This window comes from Rhodococcus sp. C1, assembly GCF_020809065.1.
GTDB classification, from domain to species: Bacteria; Actinomycetota; Actinomycetes; order Mycobacteriales; family Mycobacteriaceae; genus Rhodococcus_F; species Rhodococcus_F qingshengii.
In genome coordinates this window covers 5,557,920-5,574,085 of the sequence record NZ_CP078080.1, presented here as the reverse complement: position 1 = coordinate 5,574,085, position 16,166 = coordinate 5,557,920, and the positions used below count along the sequence as shown (strand labels likewise).

The 16,166-nt window shown below is 61.7% G+C and carries 19 protein-coding genes; 14 read left to right on the top strand and 5 right to left on the bottom strand.

What is annotated here, in order from left to right:
* Positions 1-14: 14 nt before the first annotated feature.
* Positions 15-335 (bottom strand): GYD domain-containing protein, encoded by a 321-nt coding sequence (locus tag KTR60_RS25745; protein ID WP_007729728.1) that lies wholly within the window; start codon positions 333-335, stop codon positions 15-17.
* An 81-nt stretch (positions 336-416) separates the two neighbouring features.
* Here KTR60_RS25745 and KTR60_RS25740 point away from each other — a divergent pair, with 81 nt between their 5' ends.
* The 4 genes from KTR60_RS25740 to KTR60_RS25725 all read left to right on the top strand — a co-directional run bounded on the left by KTR60_RS25740 (position 417) and on the right by KTR60_RS25725 (position 2,543).
* The gene (locus KTR60_RS25740; protein WP_003940600.1) at positions 417-599 is read left to right on the top strand and encodes a hypothetical protein; all 183 of its coding nucleotides are present in this window, start codon (positions 417-419) and stop codon (positions 597-599) included.
* 44 nt (positions 600-643) lie between these two features.
* Complete coding sequence (locus KTR60_RS25735) at positions 644-1,459, top strand: DUF72 domain-containing protein (RefSeq protein ID WP_228401401.1); 816 nt, start codon at positions 644-646, stop codon at positions 1,457-1,459.
* Between the two features lie 70 nt (positions 1,460-1,529).
* Entirely contained in the window at positions 1,530-2,054 is a 525-nt protein-coding gene (locus KTR60_RS25730; RefSeq protein ID WP_228401400.1) for a hypothetical protein, read from the top strand.
* Between the two features lie 33 nt (positions 2,055-2,087).
* Positions 2,088-2,543: a PPOX class F420-dependent oxidoreductase gene (locus KTR60_RS25725; protein ID WP_030536493.1), complete on the top strand. Its 456-nt coding sequence runs from the start codon at positions 2,088-2,090 to the stop codon at positions 2,541-2,543.
* 2 nt (positions 2,544-2,545) lie between these two features.
* On the opposite strand, the gene KTR60_RS25720 is transcribed toward KTR60_RS25725, so the two are convergent.
* A complete protein-coding gene (locus KTR60_RS25720; RefSeq protein ID WP_075834550.1) occupies positions 2,546-2,989 on the bottom strand; it encodes a winged helix-turn-helix transcriptional regulator in 444 nt (147 codons plus the stop codon).
* A gap of 117 nt (positions 2,990-3,106) precedes the next feature.
* On the opposite strand from KTR60_RS25720, the gene KTR60_RS25715 reads away from it, so the two are divergent.
* Positions 3,107-3,511 carry a PaaI family thioesterase gene (locus KTR60_RS25715; protein ID WP_003940256.1) on the top strand — a complete coding sequence of 135 codons (405 nt, stop codon included), beginning with the start codon at positions 3,107-3,109 and terminating at the stop codon, positions 3,509-3,511.
* A gap of 1 nt (position 3,512) precedes the next feature.
* Here KTR60_RS25715 and KTR60_RS25710 read toward each other — a convergent pair whose 3' ends face one another.
* Complete coding sequence (locus KTR60_RS25710) at positions 3,513-4,028, bottom strand: MarR family winged helix-turn-helix transcriptional regulator (protein ID WP_003940222.1); 516 nt, start codon at positions 4,026-4,028, stop codon at positions 3,513-3,515.
* Positions 4,029-4,086: 58 nt separating this feature from the next.
* On the opposite strand from KTR60_RS25710, the gene KTR60_RS25705 reads away from it, so the two are divergent.
* Together KTR60_RS25705 and KTR60_RS25700 are read left to right on the top strand one after the other, a co-directional pair.
* Complete coding sequence (locus KTR60_RS25705; protein WP_058038280.1) at positions 4,087-5,520, top strand: FUSC family protein; 1,434 nt, start codon at positions 4,087-4,089, stop codon at positions 5,518-5,520.
* A 75-nt stretch (positions 5,521-5,595) separates the two neighbouring features.
* The gene (locus KTR60_RS25700; RefSeq protein ID WP_030536496.1) at positions 5,596-6,195 is read left to right on the top strand and encodes a TetR/AcrR family transcriptional regulator; all 600 of its coding nucleotides are present in this window, start codon (positions 5,596-5,598) and stop codon (positions 6,193-6,195) included.
* A gap of 21 nt (positions 6,196-6,216) precedes the next feature.
* Here KTR60_RS25700 and KTR60_RS25695 read toward each other — a convergent pair whose 3' ends face one another.
* Entirely contained in the window at positions 6,217-6,657 is a 441-nt protein-coding gene (locus KTR60_RS25695; protein ID WP_228401399.1) for a VOC family protein, read from the bottom strand.
* Between the two features lie 174 nt (positions 6,658-6,831).
* Between KTR60_RS25695 and KTR60_RS25690 the strand changes: the two genes are divergently transcribed.
* Positions 6,832-7,995, top strand: coding sequence for an alpha/beta hydrolase family protein (locus KTR60_RS25690; RefSeq protein WP_003940397.1), 1,164 nt, complete (start codon positions 6,832-6,834; stop codon positions 7,993-7,995).
* A 63-nt stretch (positions 7,996-8,058) separates the two neighbouring features.
* On the opposite strand, the gene KTR60_RS25685 is transcribed toward KTR60_RS25690, so the two are convergent.
* On the bottom strand, positions 8,059-8,790 hold the full coding sequence (locus KTR60_RS25685; protein WP_228401398.1) for a TetR/AcrR family transcriptional regulator: 732 nt from the start codon (positions 8,788-8,790) through the stop codon (positions 8,059-8,061).
* 147 nt (positions 8,791-8,937) lie between these two features.
* Between KTR60_RS25685 and KTR60_RS25680 the strand changes: the two genes are divergently transcribed.
* The 6 genes from KTR60_RS25680 to KTR60_RS25655 are packed head-to-tail and all read left to right on the top strand — an operon-like array spanning position 8,938 to position 16,133.
* Positions 8,938-9,960 carry an ABC transporter substrate-binding protein gene (locus KTR60_RS25680; RefSeq protein WP_042925933.1) on the top strand — a complete coding sequence of 341 codons (1,023 nt, stop codon included), beginning with the start codon at positions 8,938-8,940 and terminating at the stop codon, positions 9,958-9,960.
* A complete protein-coding gene (locus KTR60_RS25675) occupies positions 9,957-11,519 on the top strand; it encodes a multicopper oxidase family protein (protein ID WP_228401397.1) in 1,563 nt (520 codons plus the stop codon). The genes KTR60_RS25680 and KTR60_RS25675 overlap by 4 nt, the downstream gene beginning before the upstream one ends.
* 10 nt (positions 11,520-11,529) lie before the next feature.
* Positions 11,530-11,877, top strand: coding sequence for a plastocyanin/azurin family copper-binding protein (locus KTR60_RS25670; protein WP_007729706.1), 348 nt, complete (start codon positions 11,530-11,532; stop codon positions 11,875-11,877).
* The gene (locus KTR60_RS25665) at positions 11,874-13,688 is read left to right on the top strand and encodes an ABC transporter ATP-binding protein (RefSeq protein ID WP_228401396.1); all 1,815 of its coding nucleotides are present in this window, start codon (positions 11,874-11,876) and stop codon (positions 13,686-13,688) included. The genes KTR60_RS25670 and KTR60_RS25665 overlap by 4 nt, the downstream gene beginning before the upstream one ends.
* Positions 13,685-15,418: an ABC transporter ATP-binding protein gene (locus KTR60_RS25660; RefSeq protein WP_192712169.1), complete on the top strand. Its 1,734-nt coding sequence runs from the start codon at positions 13,685-13,687 to the stop codon at positions 15,416-15,418. The genes KTR60_RS25665 and KTR60_RS25660 overlap by 4 nt, the downstream gene beginning before the upstream one ends.
* Positions 15,419-15,443: 25 nt before the next feature.
* Entirely contained in the window at positions 15,444-16,133 is a 690-nt protein-coding gene (locus tag KTR60_RS25655) for a SanA/YdcF family protein (RefSeq protein WP_019745580.1), read from the top strand.
* The last annotated feature ends 33 nt before the right edge of the window (positions 16,134-16,166 follow it).

Here is a 16,166-nt window from a genome sequence, read left to right as displayed (position 1 = left end):
TATTCCTTCCGTCGTCATTTGCCCGGCGCGCGGTAGTCGGTCGGTCGCTTGACTGCCTCGTCGATCTGCTCCGGCGTGAGCAGTGTGATCGACTCCGAGCGTGCTGCACCTGCCGCAGCCGTGCGAATGCTCAATGCGGCTGCCGCGACGTCGTCCGGCAGGTTGCCGATCACGAACATGTCGTGACCGCCCAGTGCGAAGTGGCAGGATTCGACAGTGCCACCGATGCTTTCGACCATTCGCGTTATCGCGTCGCGCCGCGCAGTGCCTCCCTCCTGCTGTAGACCGGCGGCGCCGGAGGGTGAGTACGTCACTTGCCAGAGGTATTTCGGCATTTCCACTCCTAGCTCGGGATGGGTACTTCGATCGTGTACCCGTAGGGCGCTCGGTGGCAATGGGTAGGGGACAATCACGGCATGGTTGGAACTCCGGTGATCGTGACTATCGTGTCCGTGTGTGTAGGTTTTGTGATCTTCATGCTCGCTGCCAGTGGTGCACGCGGAAAGTGGGACCGTCGCCTCGTGATCGCGTTGTTCATCGGTGCGGTGGTGTGCCTGACCGTCGTACCGGTATCCGTCGCGCTCAGCGCCGGAGTTTGAAACACGGAGTGCCAAAACGCTCGAGTGCCGCTTAGTCTGAATCGATGGCAGATATTCGGGTAGGTATCTCCGGGTGGACGTATCCCGCGTGGCGCGGAGATTTCTATCCGAAAGGTCTTGCTCACCGCAAAGAATTGTCTTATGCCGCAGAGAGATTGGCGTCGATCGAGATCAACGGCTCGTTCTACGCGCTGCAGAAGCCGGAAAGCTACACCAAATGGCGCAGCGAAACTCCCGAAGATTTTGTGTTCGCGATCAAGGGCGGCCGGTACATCACACACATGAAACGGCTGCTCGACGCCCGTGACGGACTCGCCAACTTCTTTGCCGCCGGAACGCTCGCCCTCGGCCCCAAGCTCGGGCCGATTCTGTGGCAACTACCTCCGACGCTGCAGTTCGAATCGCAGCGATTGGCCGACTTCTTCGACGGTCTTCCCCGTACCACGCAGGCTGCAGCCGATCTGGCAGCACAGCACGACGACAAACTCACCGAAGACCGAGTGTTCGCCCAGACCGAGAGGGACGTGCCGATTCGCTACGCGGTGGAAGCGCGGCACGCCAGCTTCGAGACCGACGAAGCCGTGGACCTGATGCGCGAGCGCTCCATCGGTTTTGTCGTCGCAGACACAGCCGGCAGGTATCCCCGCATCACCACTCCTACTGCCGATTTTGTCTATGTGCGGATGCACGGGGACAAGGAACTGTATGCGAGTGGGTACACCGACGAAGCTCTGGACAAGTGGTCCAAGCGCTTTCGGGATTGGATGGACGAGGGCCTCGACGTGTACGTCTACTTCGACAACGACATGAAAGGCTTTGCGCCGCACAACGCAATGTCCTTGTTGGAGCGGCTGCGCTGACGGATCGCCTGGCCTGTCGGTGGGATGTGGAAGGCTTCCGCATGAACACGAGGACCGAGGAGATACCACGATGACGCCAGAACAGTGGACGCCAGAACAGTGGACGCCAGAACAGAGCTGGCCGACGCATTGGCCGAAGGTCGCCCGTGACATCGCCGATGCCACGGCCGACGCACTCGCCGCGGTGCGGGCGGCAAATCGTGACGGACTACTCGTGGCTGTCGAGGAACTGCGCGGGCTCTCTTTCGAGCAGGTCAGCTCGGTTCACGCGGCGATCGTGCGCGAATTGCTCGAGGACACGCATCCGGACGGCTTGTCCAGCGAGGACGTGCAGGATGCGCTCACCGCCTGCGCCAAGTCCACGATCGTGTGGCTGCCGGATCTGGACGTGCAGGCGCTCGCTGCGGTCTACACCGGGGCGCTCGGGATCTCGGATCTGGAAGACGATTCGTTCCGTATCGGGCACGGCGCGTACCTGCGTTCGGCGGTTCTGGTCATCGGGAGTTTGTCGACCGGAGTGAAGAAAGCTCAGAGCGCGTACATCATTCGTGCAATCGGCGAAATCGCACGTGCTCAGACCATCGAGATGCCCTGAGCGTCAGTTCGTAAATCGAATTAGGCTGAGGTCATGTCCAAGATCGCCAGCGCAGATCGTGTGTCGTTTGCCGAGCTCCTCGAATTCGTCAGGCCGCGCCATCGGGCCACGTTCGTCACGGTGAAGAAATCCGGCGAGTTGCAGATCTCTCCGGTGACGTGCGGGGTCGACGACGAGGGTCGGATCGTCATCTCCACGTACCCGGAACGGGCCAAGGCCGCGAATGTCCGCCGCACCCCGGCGGTGTCTCTGTGTATCCACTCCGACGAGTGGAACGGCCCGTACGTCCAGGTGAACGGAACCGCGGAGTTGATCGACCTCCCGGACTCGGTGGAACCGTTGGTCGACTACTACCGATCCATCGCCGGTGATCATCCGGACTGGGACGAGTACCGCGAAGCCATGCGCAAGCAGGGTAAGAGCCTGATCCGCGTCACCGTCGACTCCTGGGGTCCGATCGCAACAGGCGGGTTTCCGCCCGGACGCTGACGCTATCGAGTAGGCGGCGAGAGTTCGACTACATGCGCGTCTTTGGCGGCCAGCGGCTCTTTGCAGTGCGCGCACACAACTTGGGCGTGCAGGATCTCACCGCAACGGTGTTCGACGACGGTTGGCGGTGGACCCGTCGTCGCAAAGGCGTCCCCCCATTCCATGAGCGCCATCAGAATGGGATAGAGCGCCTTCCCTGATTCGGTGGCGACGTATTCGTAGCGCGGTGGATGGTCTTCGTAGCGTCGCTTCGTGAGGACGTCGGCGTCGACAAGGGTGCGTAGACGCGCGGCGAGGATGTCGCGGCTCGCACCCGTGCCCGCGGCGATCTCGTCGAACCGTCGTTGCCCGAGGGCGATTTCTCTGAGCACCAACAGTGACCACTTCTCGCCGACGACCTCCAAGGCGTTGGCGATGGAGCAGTTGCGTCCTTTTGTCGCCGTCATCTCTGGGCCCCTGTTAGTTGGAAATGTTAGTTGGGAATTCCAACTTAGCACTTGACGGCATGTATTTGAGGGCGGAAGGTAGGTCGAGAAATCCAACGGAGCAGATGAGGGGTCGTCATGACGGAATTGAATCTCGAGGCAGCAAGCGGATTTGTCAGCGCTGCCGGATTGCAACTGGACGAGGTGTCCGGCACGAAGGTTGTCGGGCACATCGATCTGTCCGAGGAGCATCACACGCCGTGGGGCGTAGTCCACGGCGGTGTCTACACGACCGCCGTCGAGTCCGCCGCGAGCATCGGGGCCAGCACTGCAGTGGCGGACCGTGGCGAATTTGCCGTCGGAGTGCACAACGGAACGGATTTCCTGCGGGCGCGTACGGGTGGGCGCGTGGACGTCGTGGCTGTGCCGATACAGCAGGGCCGGGTTCAGCAGTTGTGGTCGGTGGTCATCACCGATCCGGAATCGGGCAAAGAGGTGGCGCGCGGTCAGGTGCGTTTGCAGAACGTGCCGCTGCCGAAGTAGGTCAGTCCCAGATCCCCGAGTCGATGTTGAGTGAGATGCGTTTGAGCAGTGCCGTCAGTTGGGCACGTTCGTCCTCGTCGAGTCCGGTGAGTACTTGACGGTCTCGCTCGACGCGTCGGGGAAACTCTGCCTCGACCAATGCGCGACCGGCATCGGTGAGTTGAAGCAGAACCACTCGTCCGTCGTGTTCGAAGCGCTGACGCTCGACAAAGCCCAGCTTGGCCAGGCGGTCTGCGTGTTTTGTGGTGGCGGCGCCGCTGACCATCGTGACGGCGGTGACTTCGCTCGCCCGCAGGGGACGGTCACTGCGAGCAAGTGCACTCATCACGTCGAATTCGGCGCGAGAGACCCCGCTGGACGCCAGTGCGCGGTCGAGCTGGTGAAGAGACTGCGCGTTGATGCGGGCGATCCGGCCCATCACCTCGACGGGAGCAGTGTCGAACTCGGGGTAGGCGCGCTTCCATTCGCGACGGACTTTGTCGATGAAGTCGTCTTCGGATCTGTTCGCCGCGCCCATGTCCCTATCTTAGCGACAGAATTCACATTACTTCACAAGTAATTTACTAGTGAAATAAATGTATGCTGATTGGGTGAGCCGAACCGAAACCGCAGCCAGGACGCCCAGCCGTCTCACTCATTCGAGTGAAGCCATTGCACATACCGTCTCCGGGGCGACGTGGCGAGCGGCTTTTCGCGTCGGATCTGCCGACGCGACCATCGCCCCCGCGATCAGGGTCGGGCTCGCCACCGCCGTAGTCCTCGTGGTCGGCGGACTGCTCGGGCATCGGGAATTGGCCGGCTTCGCGGCCTTGGGCGCGCTGTGCGCCGCGTTCGGCAGGTACGAGCCGTATCCACGGTTGGCCGGCAAGCTGGCAATGGTGGGTGCTGCACTGGTGGTTTCGATTGCCTTCGGCGGCGCCATGGGTGTCGCGGGCGTTCCGATGTGGTTGCAGATCGGCATCCTCTCTTTGCTTGCGGGTGCGTCGTACTGCTTCATGTCGGGCTTCCGGATCACCGGACCAGGGCCCGTCATCCTCGTCTTCGCGGCGACCGGTGCAGCCGGATATGCCTCCAGCGTTGATGATTTGGCGCGGTTGGTCACTGCCGGTGCGCTCGGAGTTCTGGTCGGTTGGGCGGCCGCGATGCTCCCAGCGCTCGTACTGCCGATGGGACCTGCCCGCCTGGCAGTTGCCCGTGCAGTTTCTGCGGTGGGGCGTCTCGAACAGTCCGGCGCAGGCGGAGTGGAACCGGCGCTCGGATCGATTGCCAACGCCCGCTTGGTTATTGCGTCGAGTGGCCGGATCAAGTCGACCGTCGATCACGGACGCGAACTGGTGGCGGTGCTCGACGAAGCAGAAGCGGCAGTTCAGGAGTGGCAGTTGCACGGCGACGCCACCCTGATTCGCAGCATTGCTCGGCACGAGAAGGAGCTTCGGAAGCTCAAGCGTTCCAGCATGATCGAACACGATCTCGCACCGGCAAAGAACCTGGCCGCGCCCGAAGGCTATTTTCTCGAAGGATTGAATCGGCTGTATTCGCGCCCGGTGCGGATGAATGCTCTCCGCATCGTGGCAGCGTCGGCTCTGGCCGGTTGGCTCGCGGCGGGAGCCGGATTGGAGCATCCGCTCTGGGCGTCGATGGGTGCCATCGCCGCGATGCAGGGGCTGAACTACAAGCAGACCGTCCAGCGTGGGATTCAGCGGTTGGTGGGAAATGTCGGTGGCGCCGTCGTCGCTGCTGCTCTCATCGCATTGACGCTCGGCTACTGGCAAGCGGTTGCCGTGGTCGTGATTCTGCAGACTGCTGCTGAGCTGCTCGTGATCAAGAACTATGCACTGACATCACTGGCCGTCACCCCGATGGCACTGCTCCTCATCGGTTTCAGTGCTCCGATCGGGACCGAAGCGGCAGTGGCTCGCGTCGCGGACACTCTCATCGGCGTGGTGATCGGAGTTGTCGTCGCCGCTGTGACGATCAGTCGATCGGATCGCCACCACGTCACCGTGTAACCGGTTCTGCCGTGTTTCCGGTACTGCCGTGTTTCCGGTACTGCTGTGTTTCCGGTACTGCGTAGGCTCCTGCAGGTGGAGGACAGCACGCCGGTCGACGGCCGGAAACTGCGTTACCAGCATCGCCGTGCCGAATTGCTCGAGCAGGTAACCGCGTACGTCACGGCGAACGGCGTCGGTGAACTGTCCATGCGGCCATTGGCCAAGGATCTGGGGATCAGTCATGCGACACTCATCCATCATTTCGGTTCGAAGGAACAACTGCTCACTGAAGTAGTTGCCACCCTGCGAGACAGCTCTTCTCTCGACATCTCTTCCGGGACCGACATCGTCGAGATGTTGACGAGTTACTGGAATGGGCGCACATCAGCGGAATCGTTGCCGAACTTTCGCTTGATGTTCGAGATCTACGGACAGGCGTTGTTGCATCCGGAGCGGTATCGCGAGTTTCTCGACCATGTGGTGGGGGACTGGTTGGGTGGTTTGGCGGAAGCTGCGCTCGCGCACGGATGTCCACCCGATCGCGCTGATCGCTACGCGACGATCGTGTTGGCGCAGATTCGCGGGTTGACGCTCGATCTGGTGACCACCGGTGACCGCGTCAGAATCGACGCGGCGTTCGCCGAATTCGCGGCTGCGATGGGCGCTCTGGCCAGCTCCTGGAAGGCGATCTGACGCTCCGAATGCCGTGACGCTTCAGGCGATCTGCTCGAACAGGGACACGATGATCCCTTCAGGCCCCCGGACGTAGGCCATGCGCACGCTGTTCTCGTACTCGCCGATCCCGCCGATGAGTCCGTAACCGTCCGCAGCCACCGCGTCGACCGCAACCTGGAGATCGCCCACCTCGAAAGACACGTTGCGTATCCCGATCTCGTTGGCCATCGGAGCAGGCGATCCGGGTACGTGCTCGGGCGTGACGAAGGACGAGAGCTCGAGCCGTGGTCCTTCGCCCGGCGGGCGCAGCATGGCGATTTCGCACTTGGCTCCAGGGATACCGCAGACGGTTTCCACGAACTCACCCTCCACGGATCCGGTGCCCTCCACCTCGAGACCCAGACCGACGAAGAATGCCGTCGCTGATTCGAGGTCCGCGACGGTGATGCCGATGTGGTCGAAACGCTGTACGTGTGCCATGGACACATCCTCCTACTGTTTTTTCGTGCGGTTCGATGCTAGGTCGGAGTTGGGGCCGGAATCTCGACATATACGTTTCACGAAGCTGCAAGATTTTGCTTGACCGATCGGTTAAACAAAATCTACGATAACGTCCAACGAGGTCGCCCACCGCACGAACCGGAGTCGTCAGACGTGAAATTCCAGTCGAAGTCGTTTGCCCGCATATCCATCGCAGCCCTCTGTGCTGCAACGATCGGCTCCGCCGTTGCTGCGCCCATCGCGTCCGCACAGGCACCGAGCGCGTCGCAAGCCACCGGCACTGTGGTGTCGAGTGAGCCGCTACCGAAAGATCTGTGGATTCCGGGTACCGCCGACGCCAAGCGATTCACGTACTGGACCATCGGTTCCAACGGCGGGCCTGCGCTGAGCAGTGGCGCGTACTACGTCCCGGCCGGTCCGGCACCGGAAGGTGGTTGGCCCGTCATTGCGTGGGCGCACGGCACCACGGGACTCGACGATTCCTGTGCCCCTTCGCTGGTCGGTCCTGGCCTGCCCGAGCGCGACTACCCCTACCTGGGGCGTTGGCTCTCCGAGGGCTACGCCGTAGTCGCCACCGACTACGTCGGTCTGGGAACACCGGGGCTGATGCCGTATCTCGACGGAAAGGTGGAGGCGCACAGCGTCGTCGACTCGGTCAAGGCTGCTCGGGTGATCGACCCCACCATCTCGAATCGGTGGGCGGTGGTCGGGCAGTCGCAGGGCGGCGGTGCGGCCATCACGACGGCGCGCTACGCCACTGAATACGGTGGGGATTCTCTCGACTATCGCGGCGGGGTGGGTACCGGAGTGCCGGCCAACATCGAGTTGACCCTCCTGCCTGCCGGTCCGGGCTTCCCGCCCATCGCCCTCGGCGGCGGATTGACGTCGTACGCGCTCTACATCCTCGCGGGCTTGCGGGAAGCGCACCCCGAGATCGACTTGAATTCCTACCTGAACGACTTGGGAAGGGAAAAGGTCGACTCGGCCGAAAAGCTCTGCGCCGCAGACCTGGACGAGGCTTCCAAGGATCTGGTCCTCGGTGACATCTTTTCCCGCCCGCTCAGTCAGATCCCGAACTTCCAGGGTCTGCTGAACGATTACATGGGTGTACCGACCAGTGGATACGACCGCCCTATCTTCATCGGCCAGGGCCTGCTTGACGTGGATGTCCCTGCACCGTCTGCACTTTCGCTGGTTGCAGCGTTGGTCGCCAACGGTGAACCGGTCACGTTCAAGACCTACAACACCGATCACAGCGGCGCTTTGGTCGAATCACAGGCCGACACGATTCCGTTCGTCGCGAACCTGTTCCGCTAGGCATACCGAGAATCCAGATCATCCGCGGGGTCGCTGTCGCACAACTGCGACAGCGACCCTCGGTCATTTCTGTGACTCCTTGATTGCGTTCAGCCGCGCCTCGAGGCCGTCGAGGACACGGTCGAGTGTGTAGCGATAGTGTTCTGCCCGTGTTGCTTCCGCAGCATCCGGTGGACCGGCGAACTTCCCGATCAGTGTCTCCATCGATGAACGAGGATCTGAGGGTCCGTCGTTACTCAGTCGTTCCAGCATCGCGCTGTGATCGGGTGAAGGCTGTCCGCTGGGAATGCGCCTGGCGTCGTTCATGGCGATCAGTGTGGTTGTCGAGGTGAAGGCGACGGTGTAAGCCTGAGCGGCTTCTTCCCCGAACCCGGCGTCGATCAGCGATGCCAATCCGGCCTCCATGAGTTCCCGGCTGTGCTGGGTGGCAACTCCGTTCATCAGCAGCCACTGCGCCGCACCTGGACACTCGATCAATGCCTCTCGCATCTGCAAGAGCAGATGTTTCAGCCATTGACGCCAATCTTCTTGTGCGGATGGAACGTTCACGGCCGACACCGCACTGTCGACCACTGCAGCCGAGAGTGCGTCCCGATCTCCGACGAGTCGATAGACGACGGAGAACGACGTATCGAGTTCGCCGAGCAGCTGCCGCAGCGACCAGCCCTCGACTCCGTGCTCGCGACTGAGCCCGAACGCCACGGTCACCACTGCGTCCGCAGTGATCCCGGTGTTGTAACTCCGGCGGCGCTCCGATGTCGCGGCGGACTTCTTGTCAGGTGATGGCGCAGTCATGGTCCGACCGAGCTTAGCGGCGTCGGATCGGTGTGCGTAGTCGACGCAAGCGATTGACGGATGAACTTAGGTGAGGTTTACTTGCCAAATCCGAGCAGTGCTCGGATTTATGCGAACCCCCCCGATTTTTCGAAGCTGAAGGACACCATGAAGTTGAAAACGCGACCCGGTTACCTATCGAGGCTGGGTGCTTCGCTGCTGGTCAGTGTCGTTGCCCTGACTGCGGCCGCCTGTAGCTCGAGTGAGGCGGGACCGACGACGGAACCTGCCGAGGGAACGCGTGTTGTGTCCCATGAATTCGGTGAGACGTCGGTTCCGGGCGACCTCGGGCGAATTGTTTCCCTCGACGAATACGCCGCACTCGGTCTCCTTGCCGTCGGCATCACCCCTGACGTGGTCTTCACGTCGTGGGGATCGGAGATCGGCCAGGACATCTTGGCGTCAGCGGGTACCGAGGTGGTCACGGTGCCGCCGCTCGGTGCACCCCCGATCGAGCAGGTACTCGCCCAGGATCCCGGACTGGTCATCTTCACGTCGATGGGCGATCGGAGCTACTACGACTCCCTCGCGTCGACCGTCCCCACAGTGCCGGTCCCGGCCGTCACCACTCCGTGGCGTGAGAATCTTGCCTTCTTCGGACGCGCTTTTGATCGTCAGTCGGTTGCCGACAAGCTGACTGTCGCTTTGGAGGGCAAGATCGCTGACGTCTCTGCTCGGTCCGGTGGTGAAGTGAACACCGTGTCGGTGCTGATGAGCAGTTCTGGAATCCTTGCCACCACCACCGAGCAGGCGCCGCCGTCGTTGCTGTTGGCGGAGAGCGGCTTCGGGCGTCCGGAATCCCAGCGAGCGAATGCCGCTGGAGGACTGCCGTATGCGCCCCTGTCCGACGAGGCGATCCCGGCGCAGGATGCTCGGATCGTAGCCGTGTTCGACGAGGGCGTGTACGAGTTCGGCAAGGTTGCCGGTGTTCCCGGATTCTCGAGTCTTTCAGCGGTGCAGGAGAACCGAGTGGCCAAGGTCAACGGAGACATGTGGCTTGCCACTCATCCCTTCGCCACCTTCTGGATGATCGAGGACATGGATGCCATGGCTGCCGGCAATCTGACCGGCACCGGAACCGAAGCTGTTGCCGCGACGCGCTATCAGGAATTCACGGCGCTGACGGCATGAGTTCGAGAGCGTTGAGTCGGCGCCTGGCTCTGCGATGGGGAGCGGTGACGCTCGGCTCTGCGGCTGTGGGTTCTGCGGCTTTGGGTTCTGTGGCACTGAGTGCGTGCAGCCGTGGTTCGGCGAACGAAACCGGTTCTGAGATTTCACCGTTCGACGACGAAGTTCGTGCTGCCGAACAGGAGAGATTTCATAGCGGGCGCACAGTCGAACGGAATCTGACAGCTGCACCGGCTCGGGTGAGTCTGGGCGCCGGAGAGGTCGACACATGGTCGTACGGTGCGGAAGCAGTTGGCCCGGAGCTTCGAATCTCCAAGGGAGACCAGCTCAACGTTCTTTTGCAGAACGACCTTCCGACGGAGACCTCGGTGCACTGGCACGGCATTGCGATCCGCAACGACATGGACGGCGTCCCGCCGGTCACCCAGGAACGAATCCAACCAGGTGCCGAGTTCACCTACGACTTCGTGGCCCCGGATCACGGAACATATTGGTACCACTCCCATTCAGGCTTGCAGGCCGATCGAGGGTTATTCGGTGCACTCGTGGTCGAGGACCCGAACGACCGGACCGGAGCCGAAGAGGACGTCGTCATCGTGATCGACGACTGGCTCGACGGGCTGGGAACAACCCCGGATGCAGTGCTTCGCGCATTGTCACCGGACGTGCAGGGAGGACACCACGGGCACGGCGGCACTCCACCGGAAGTCGATGGTGCAGAGATTGATTCTGCCGCAGAACTTCTCGGCAGTGGTCACGGAAATTCCGAGGCGCTCGGTGGAATGGCAACGCACATCACGTATCCACTGCACCTGATCAACGGACGGCCTGTGGAAGATCCCTTCGTCGTCAGTGCGACGGCCGGAACTCGGCTTCGATTGCGGGTGATCAATGCCGGGGCGGAGACTCCGTACCGTTTCTCGGTCGCCGGGCACGAGATGACCGTTGTCAGTGCTGACGGGCAGGACGTTGCCTACACAGCCGGAGACGAGATTCTGATCGCACCCGCGCAGCGATACGACGTATTGGTGACGGTGCAGTCCGGCTCGTGGCCCATCGCCGCGAAGGTGGAAGGGAAGTCAGGTGGCGTCGCGTGCCTGCTTCGGACGCCGGATTCGGTAGCGGTCGTCGACCTGACTTCGCCTGCAGTGCTGTCAGGTTCCGGCGGTCGGCTCGTTCTGGAATCGGAGCTTCGCCCGTCAGGAGCGCTGGAGCAGAGGGCACCGGATCGTGCGTATTCGGTGGATCTCATTCAGGCCGGCGATCGATACCTCTGGGGAATGGCGGGCGCCGATGCAGGTCGGTTGAGAATGAAGCAGGGCGAGCGAATACGAATCGTCATGAACAACGACACCGACATGTGGCACCCGATGCACACCCATGGGCACACCTTCTCGGTTCCCTCCTACGGCGGGCTTCGCCGAGACACCGTGATCGTACTTCCGCGTACACAAATGGCGATCGACTTCGACGCCGACAATCCAGGACGGTGGATGTTTCACTGTCACAACGCGTACCACTTCGAGGCCGGGATGACTGCCGACCTCCACTACGTTCGATGAGGAGAGCAGAATGTCATTTCGCACCGGATTGACCACATTGATCGCTGTTGCAGCGGTATTCACACTGACGTCGTGCGGCAACGATTCGACGGGATCTACCGAGCAAGCGCCGGTCGAGATCTCGGTGAAAAACCTTGCGTACACACCGAACTCCGTCACCGTGCACACAGGACAGACCGTCACGTGGATTTTCGAGGACCAGGGAATGCCGCACGATGTCGTGTTCGCCGAGTTGGGGATCAAGAGCGATCTCCAAGGAAGTGGAACCTACAGTCAGACCTTCGACAAAGCCGGAACGTTCACCTACACGTGCACACCACATCCGAACATGACCGGCACGATCATCGTCGAAGAGTGAGTGCGGCAATGAAAGTGAACGAGTCCGCAGCCCCGGAAGACTCGCCTGGACTCGTCGACCGAGACGCTTTGGGCAGGATGACCGCGCCGGTGAGAAATCAACTCCTCCTAGGGGCGGGTCTGTCGGCACTGTCGGTGCCGTTGCGATTCCTGCCCTACGTTGCGGTGGTCGAGATCGCGCGGGTGCTCCTGACCGGCTCGTCGTTGAACCTGGTCTGGATGTGGGCCGCAATCGGTGCAGCGGGCACAATTCTCGGTTTTGTCGTCTACAACGCAGCACTGACCGTGTGTCACACCGCCGACGCGCATTTCAAATACTCGATCCGCTCGCGTATCGCTCGGCATCTGTCCCGAGTTCCTCTGGGGTGGTTTGCAAATGGTGGCACCGGTGAAGTGAAGCAGGCGATGACGGACGACGTGAAGCGGATGCATCTTCTCGTCGCTCACCTTCCCGCCGACGTGGTGCCCGCGATCCTGTCGCCGATAGTGGCCCTGATCTATCTGGTGGCGATGGACTGGAAGTTCAGCCTGGTCCTGGTCGGCTACATCGGAGTGTGTCTCGCTCTCGCCGCGCCGTCGATGCGCAGAGCCTATCGAACGAACGTCGACTCCTGGAATCTTGCAATGTCGACATTGACTTCTGCGACAGTAGAACTGGGCGACGGTATCGAGGTTGTCAAGACGTACGGGAGTGGGAGTCGCGCATTCGCGCGCTACTCGAGCGCTGTCGATTCGATGGTTGCGGTGTGCGTGCGATGGATGTCGGGGATGGGAAGGCCGGTGGTCGCGATGTCGATCCTCCTCTCACCGGCGGTACTCATCGTGGTCATCACGGCGACGGGAACTGCAATGTTGTCCGGGGGTTGGATTACCCCGGTAGCTCTTGTTGCCTATCTGGTCGTCGGAATCGGTGTTCCGTCGTCGGTTCTGCACATGGGAACGATGGCCAACCTCTACCGCGAAGGCCAACTGGGAGCGACTCACGTCGAGAGCATCCTCGGCGAACCAGAGCTGGCCGAACCTCAGGATGCAGTGCCTGCTCGCAGCACTTTGGTCGAATTCGACAGCGTCGGCTTCGAATACACCACTGGGCAGCGCGTCCTCGAGAACATCTCCTTCGAGATGCAACCGGGCACCGTGACCGCGATCGTTGGCCCCTCCGGCTCCGGAAAGACCACTTTGGCGCGTCTACTTCCGCGGTTCTGGGACGTCACGGACGGGTCTATTCGACTGGGCGGAAGCGATTTACGAGATCAGTCCAGTCGCGAAGTCTTGAGATCAATGGCCATCGTCTTCCAAGATGTTGTGCTCCTGCGGGACAGCGTGCGCGAGAATATTCGGCTCGGTCGACCGGATGCAACGGATCTGGAAGTGGAGACAGCGGCGAGGCGGGCGCAGATTCACGACGTGATCATGCGACTGCCGGACGGGTACGACACCGAGATCGGTGGTGGTTCGGGCGGTGAGCTGTCGGGTGGGGAGAAGCAACGCCTGACGATCGCCCGCGCCATCCTTCAGAACCCGCCGATCGTCATCCTGGACGAGGCGACTTCGCAGGCCGATCCCCACAGTGAATCGGCCGTTCAACGCGCACTGGGCGAGATCAGTGCAGACGGCGGCACCCTGATGGTGATCGCTCATCGACTGCACACCGTCCGATATGCAGATCAGATACTCGTTCTCGACGCCGGACGGATCGTGGAAAAGGGTACGCACGAACAGTTGTCGGCGCTCGGCGGAACCTACGCGCGGATGTGGGCGCTCCAGAACCCCCTCGTCGAAGACATATCTCCGCGAAAGGCGCTGCAATGATTCGAGACCTGGACGAAATCCTCGGGCGCGACAATGGGATGCGAGGTCAGATAGCAGGTTTCACGCTCGCCGGGATACTCGAGGGTATCGTCTTTGCACTGATGATTCCGATCCTGAAAGCGGTGGTTCGCGGCGATTACGACGCCGCAGTGCCGTGGGTTGTCACGGCTGCTCTCGTGGCGGTGGCCTGTGGCACCGTACGGTGGATCGCCGAGAATCGGGCGTACCGCATCGGAATCGATGGTTTTGCCGGTGGAATCATGCATCGCCTCGGTGAGCACTTGGTGCAGGTTCCGCTCGGGTGGTTCAGCAAGGCAAATCGTGGAGCGTTCACTCGCCTGGTCACCGAGGGCACGGCAATCTTGATGAGCATCCCGGGAATGATCATCGCGCAACTCGTCACCGTCACGGTGACTCCAGCGACAGTGGCGATCGCTGTCTTGTTTGTGGACTGGCGACTGTCTCTCGCGATGGTCGTCTTCGTTCCACTGGGGATTCGGGCTTACCGCAACGTGCAGCGGGCGGTTGTTCCCGAATACGAGGCGATCGGCAAGAGCGAATCCGAGTTGGCATCGCGCGTCGTCGAATATGCACAGGCGCAGCAAGTTCTACGTTCGGCCGGTAAGAGTGGCGAAGGCTGGACCCGGTTGGACGAAGCTCTTGTGTCCAACCGGGACGCACACCTGCAGGAAATCGGATCGGTCGACAAGTATCTGCTGCGCTTCATGATCGTCGTTCAGGTTGCCTTTCTCACCGTCCTGGTTCTGGCGGCACTGCTGGTCACCACCGGGTCCATCGACACAGCAAGCGTGATCGTTGTTCTCGTGTTGGCCGTGAGGTTCGTGGAGCCGATGCAAATGCTCGCAGGATTCGGTGAAGGTATCTCACTGGCCCGGGTGTCGCTCGGATCTGTCCGAGAGATGATCGATGTACCGGTGCTGGCGGAACCTGAGGTGCCGAAAGAGCCTACGTCGTATAATATTCGGTTCGATTCGGTCTCCTTCGGCTACGGCCCGGATCGCGTGATTCGGAACGTGAGTCTCGAATTCCCGGACTGCTCGGTCACTGCTCTGGTCGGTCCTTCCGGTTCCGGAAAGACAACTCTGGTTCGGCTGATCTCCAGATTCTGGGACGTAGACGAAGGTGCGGTATCCATCGGGGGAGCCGATGTTCGCGACATCGGAACGAGAGCATTGATGTCTCGGATATCGACTGTCTCACAGCAGGTTTACCTGTTCGACGGAACCATCCTGGAGAACGTTCGGTTGGCGAGACCGGATGCCACCGAGTCGGAGGTCCGTCAAGCAGTGGTGGATTCCAGGCTAGGCGAAGTGATCGACCGTTTGCCGAGCGGTGAGGAGACCAGGGTAGGTGAAGGCGGATCACTGCTGTCCGGCGGTGAACGTCAGCGGGTCTCGATTGCGCGGGCATTCCTCAAGGACACTCCGATAGTTCTACTCGATGAAGCGACTTCAGCCCTCGACGGAGAGAACGAAGTCGCCATCACCGAGGCAATTCACCGATTGGCCCGTGGTCGAACGGTGGTGATCATCGCTCATCGCCTGTCGACTATTGAGGGAGCAGATCGCATCGTCTACCTCGAAGACGGTGGGGTGGAGGAGGTCGGTTCCCACGAAGACCTGATCGCGCGAGGTGGAAAGTACTCGGATCTGTGGGCCGAGCGCAGTGGCGCGGAGGGATGGAGGATCGACCGAGCGCTCGAGCCATGAGCAAACCGTGTGGTTTGATCGACGAATGGACGAAGCTGCTGCAGATCCAGTGAAACCGCCGCGCAAGCGCCGGTGGCCTCGTTGGGTCGCAGGCATTGCGGTGCTCGGAGCAGTTGTCTACGCGGGCTCGATCGTGTGGATTTCCGTGGCGTCGGCCGGCCACACGTCGGACGCCGCCGATGCTCCCGATGCTCCGGTCGTGATCGTGCTGGGCGCGCAGATCAAGGACGGCAAGCCGATGGCTTTCCTGAAGGGGCGGCTGGACGCAGCAGTCGAACTGGTGGAAGCGGGAAAGGCTAAAGCGGTCCTGGTCTCCGGCGACGCGAACGGCGGCTCGGGTGACGAGATCGCCGCGATGACGAACTACCTGGTGGAGCAGGGAATAGATGAGCGTCGCATCGTGGGGGATCCGTACGGCCTCGACACCTATGACACCTGCTTCCGGGCCATACATACGTATGGGGTGACCAAGGCGTTGATCGTCACTCAGGGGTATCACGTGCCACGCGCCGTGGCATTGTGCCGAGACGTCGGCATCGACGCAGACGGGGTGAACAGCGATTGCGGGTGCGCAACTCCGACGCTGATCAAGAACGCCGCCCGGGAGTGGGTTCTTGCCAAGCCCAAGGCAGCGCTGGACATGCTGTGGAGCCGGGACGCAAAGGTGACGTCGCCGTCGGAGGACTCGGTCCAGGTGGCGCTGTCGATTCCCTGACGCGGTGTGAGTGAGCACAGTTCGTGTCGAGCG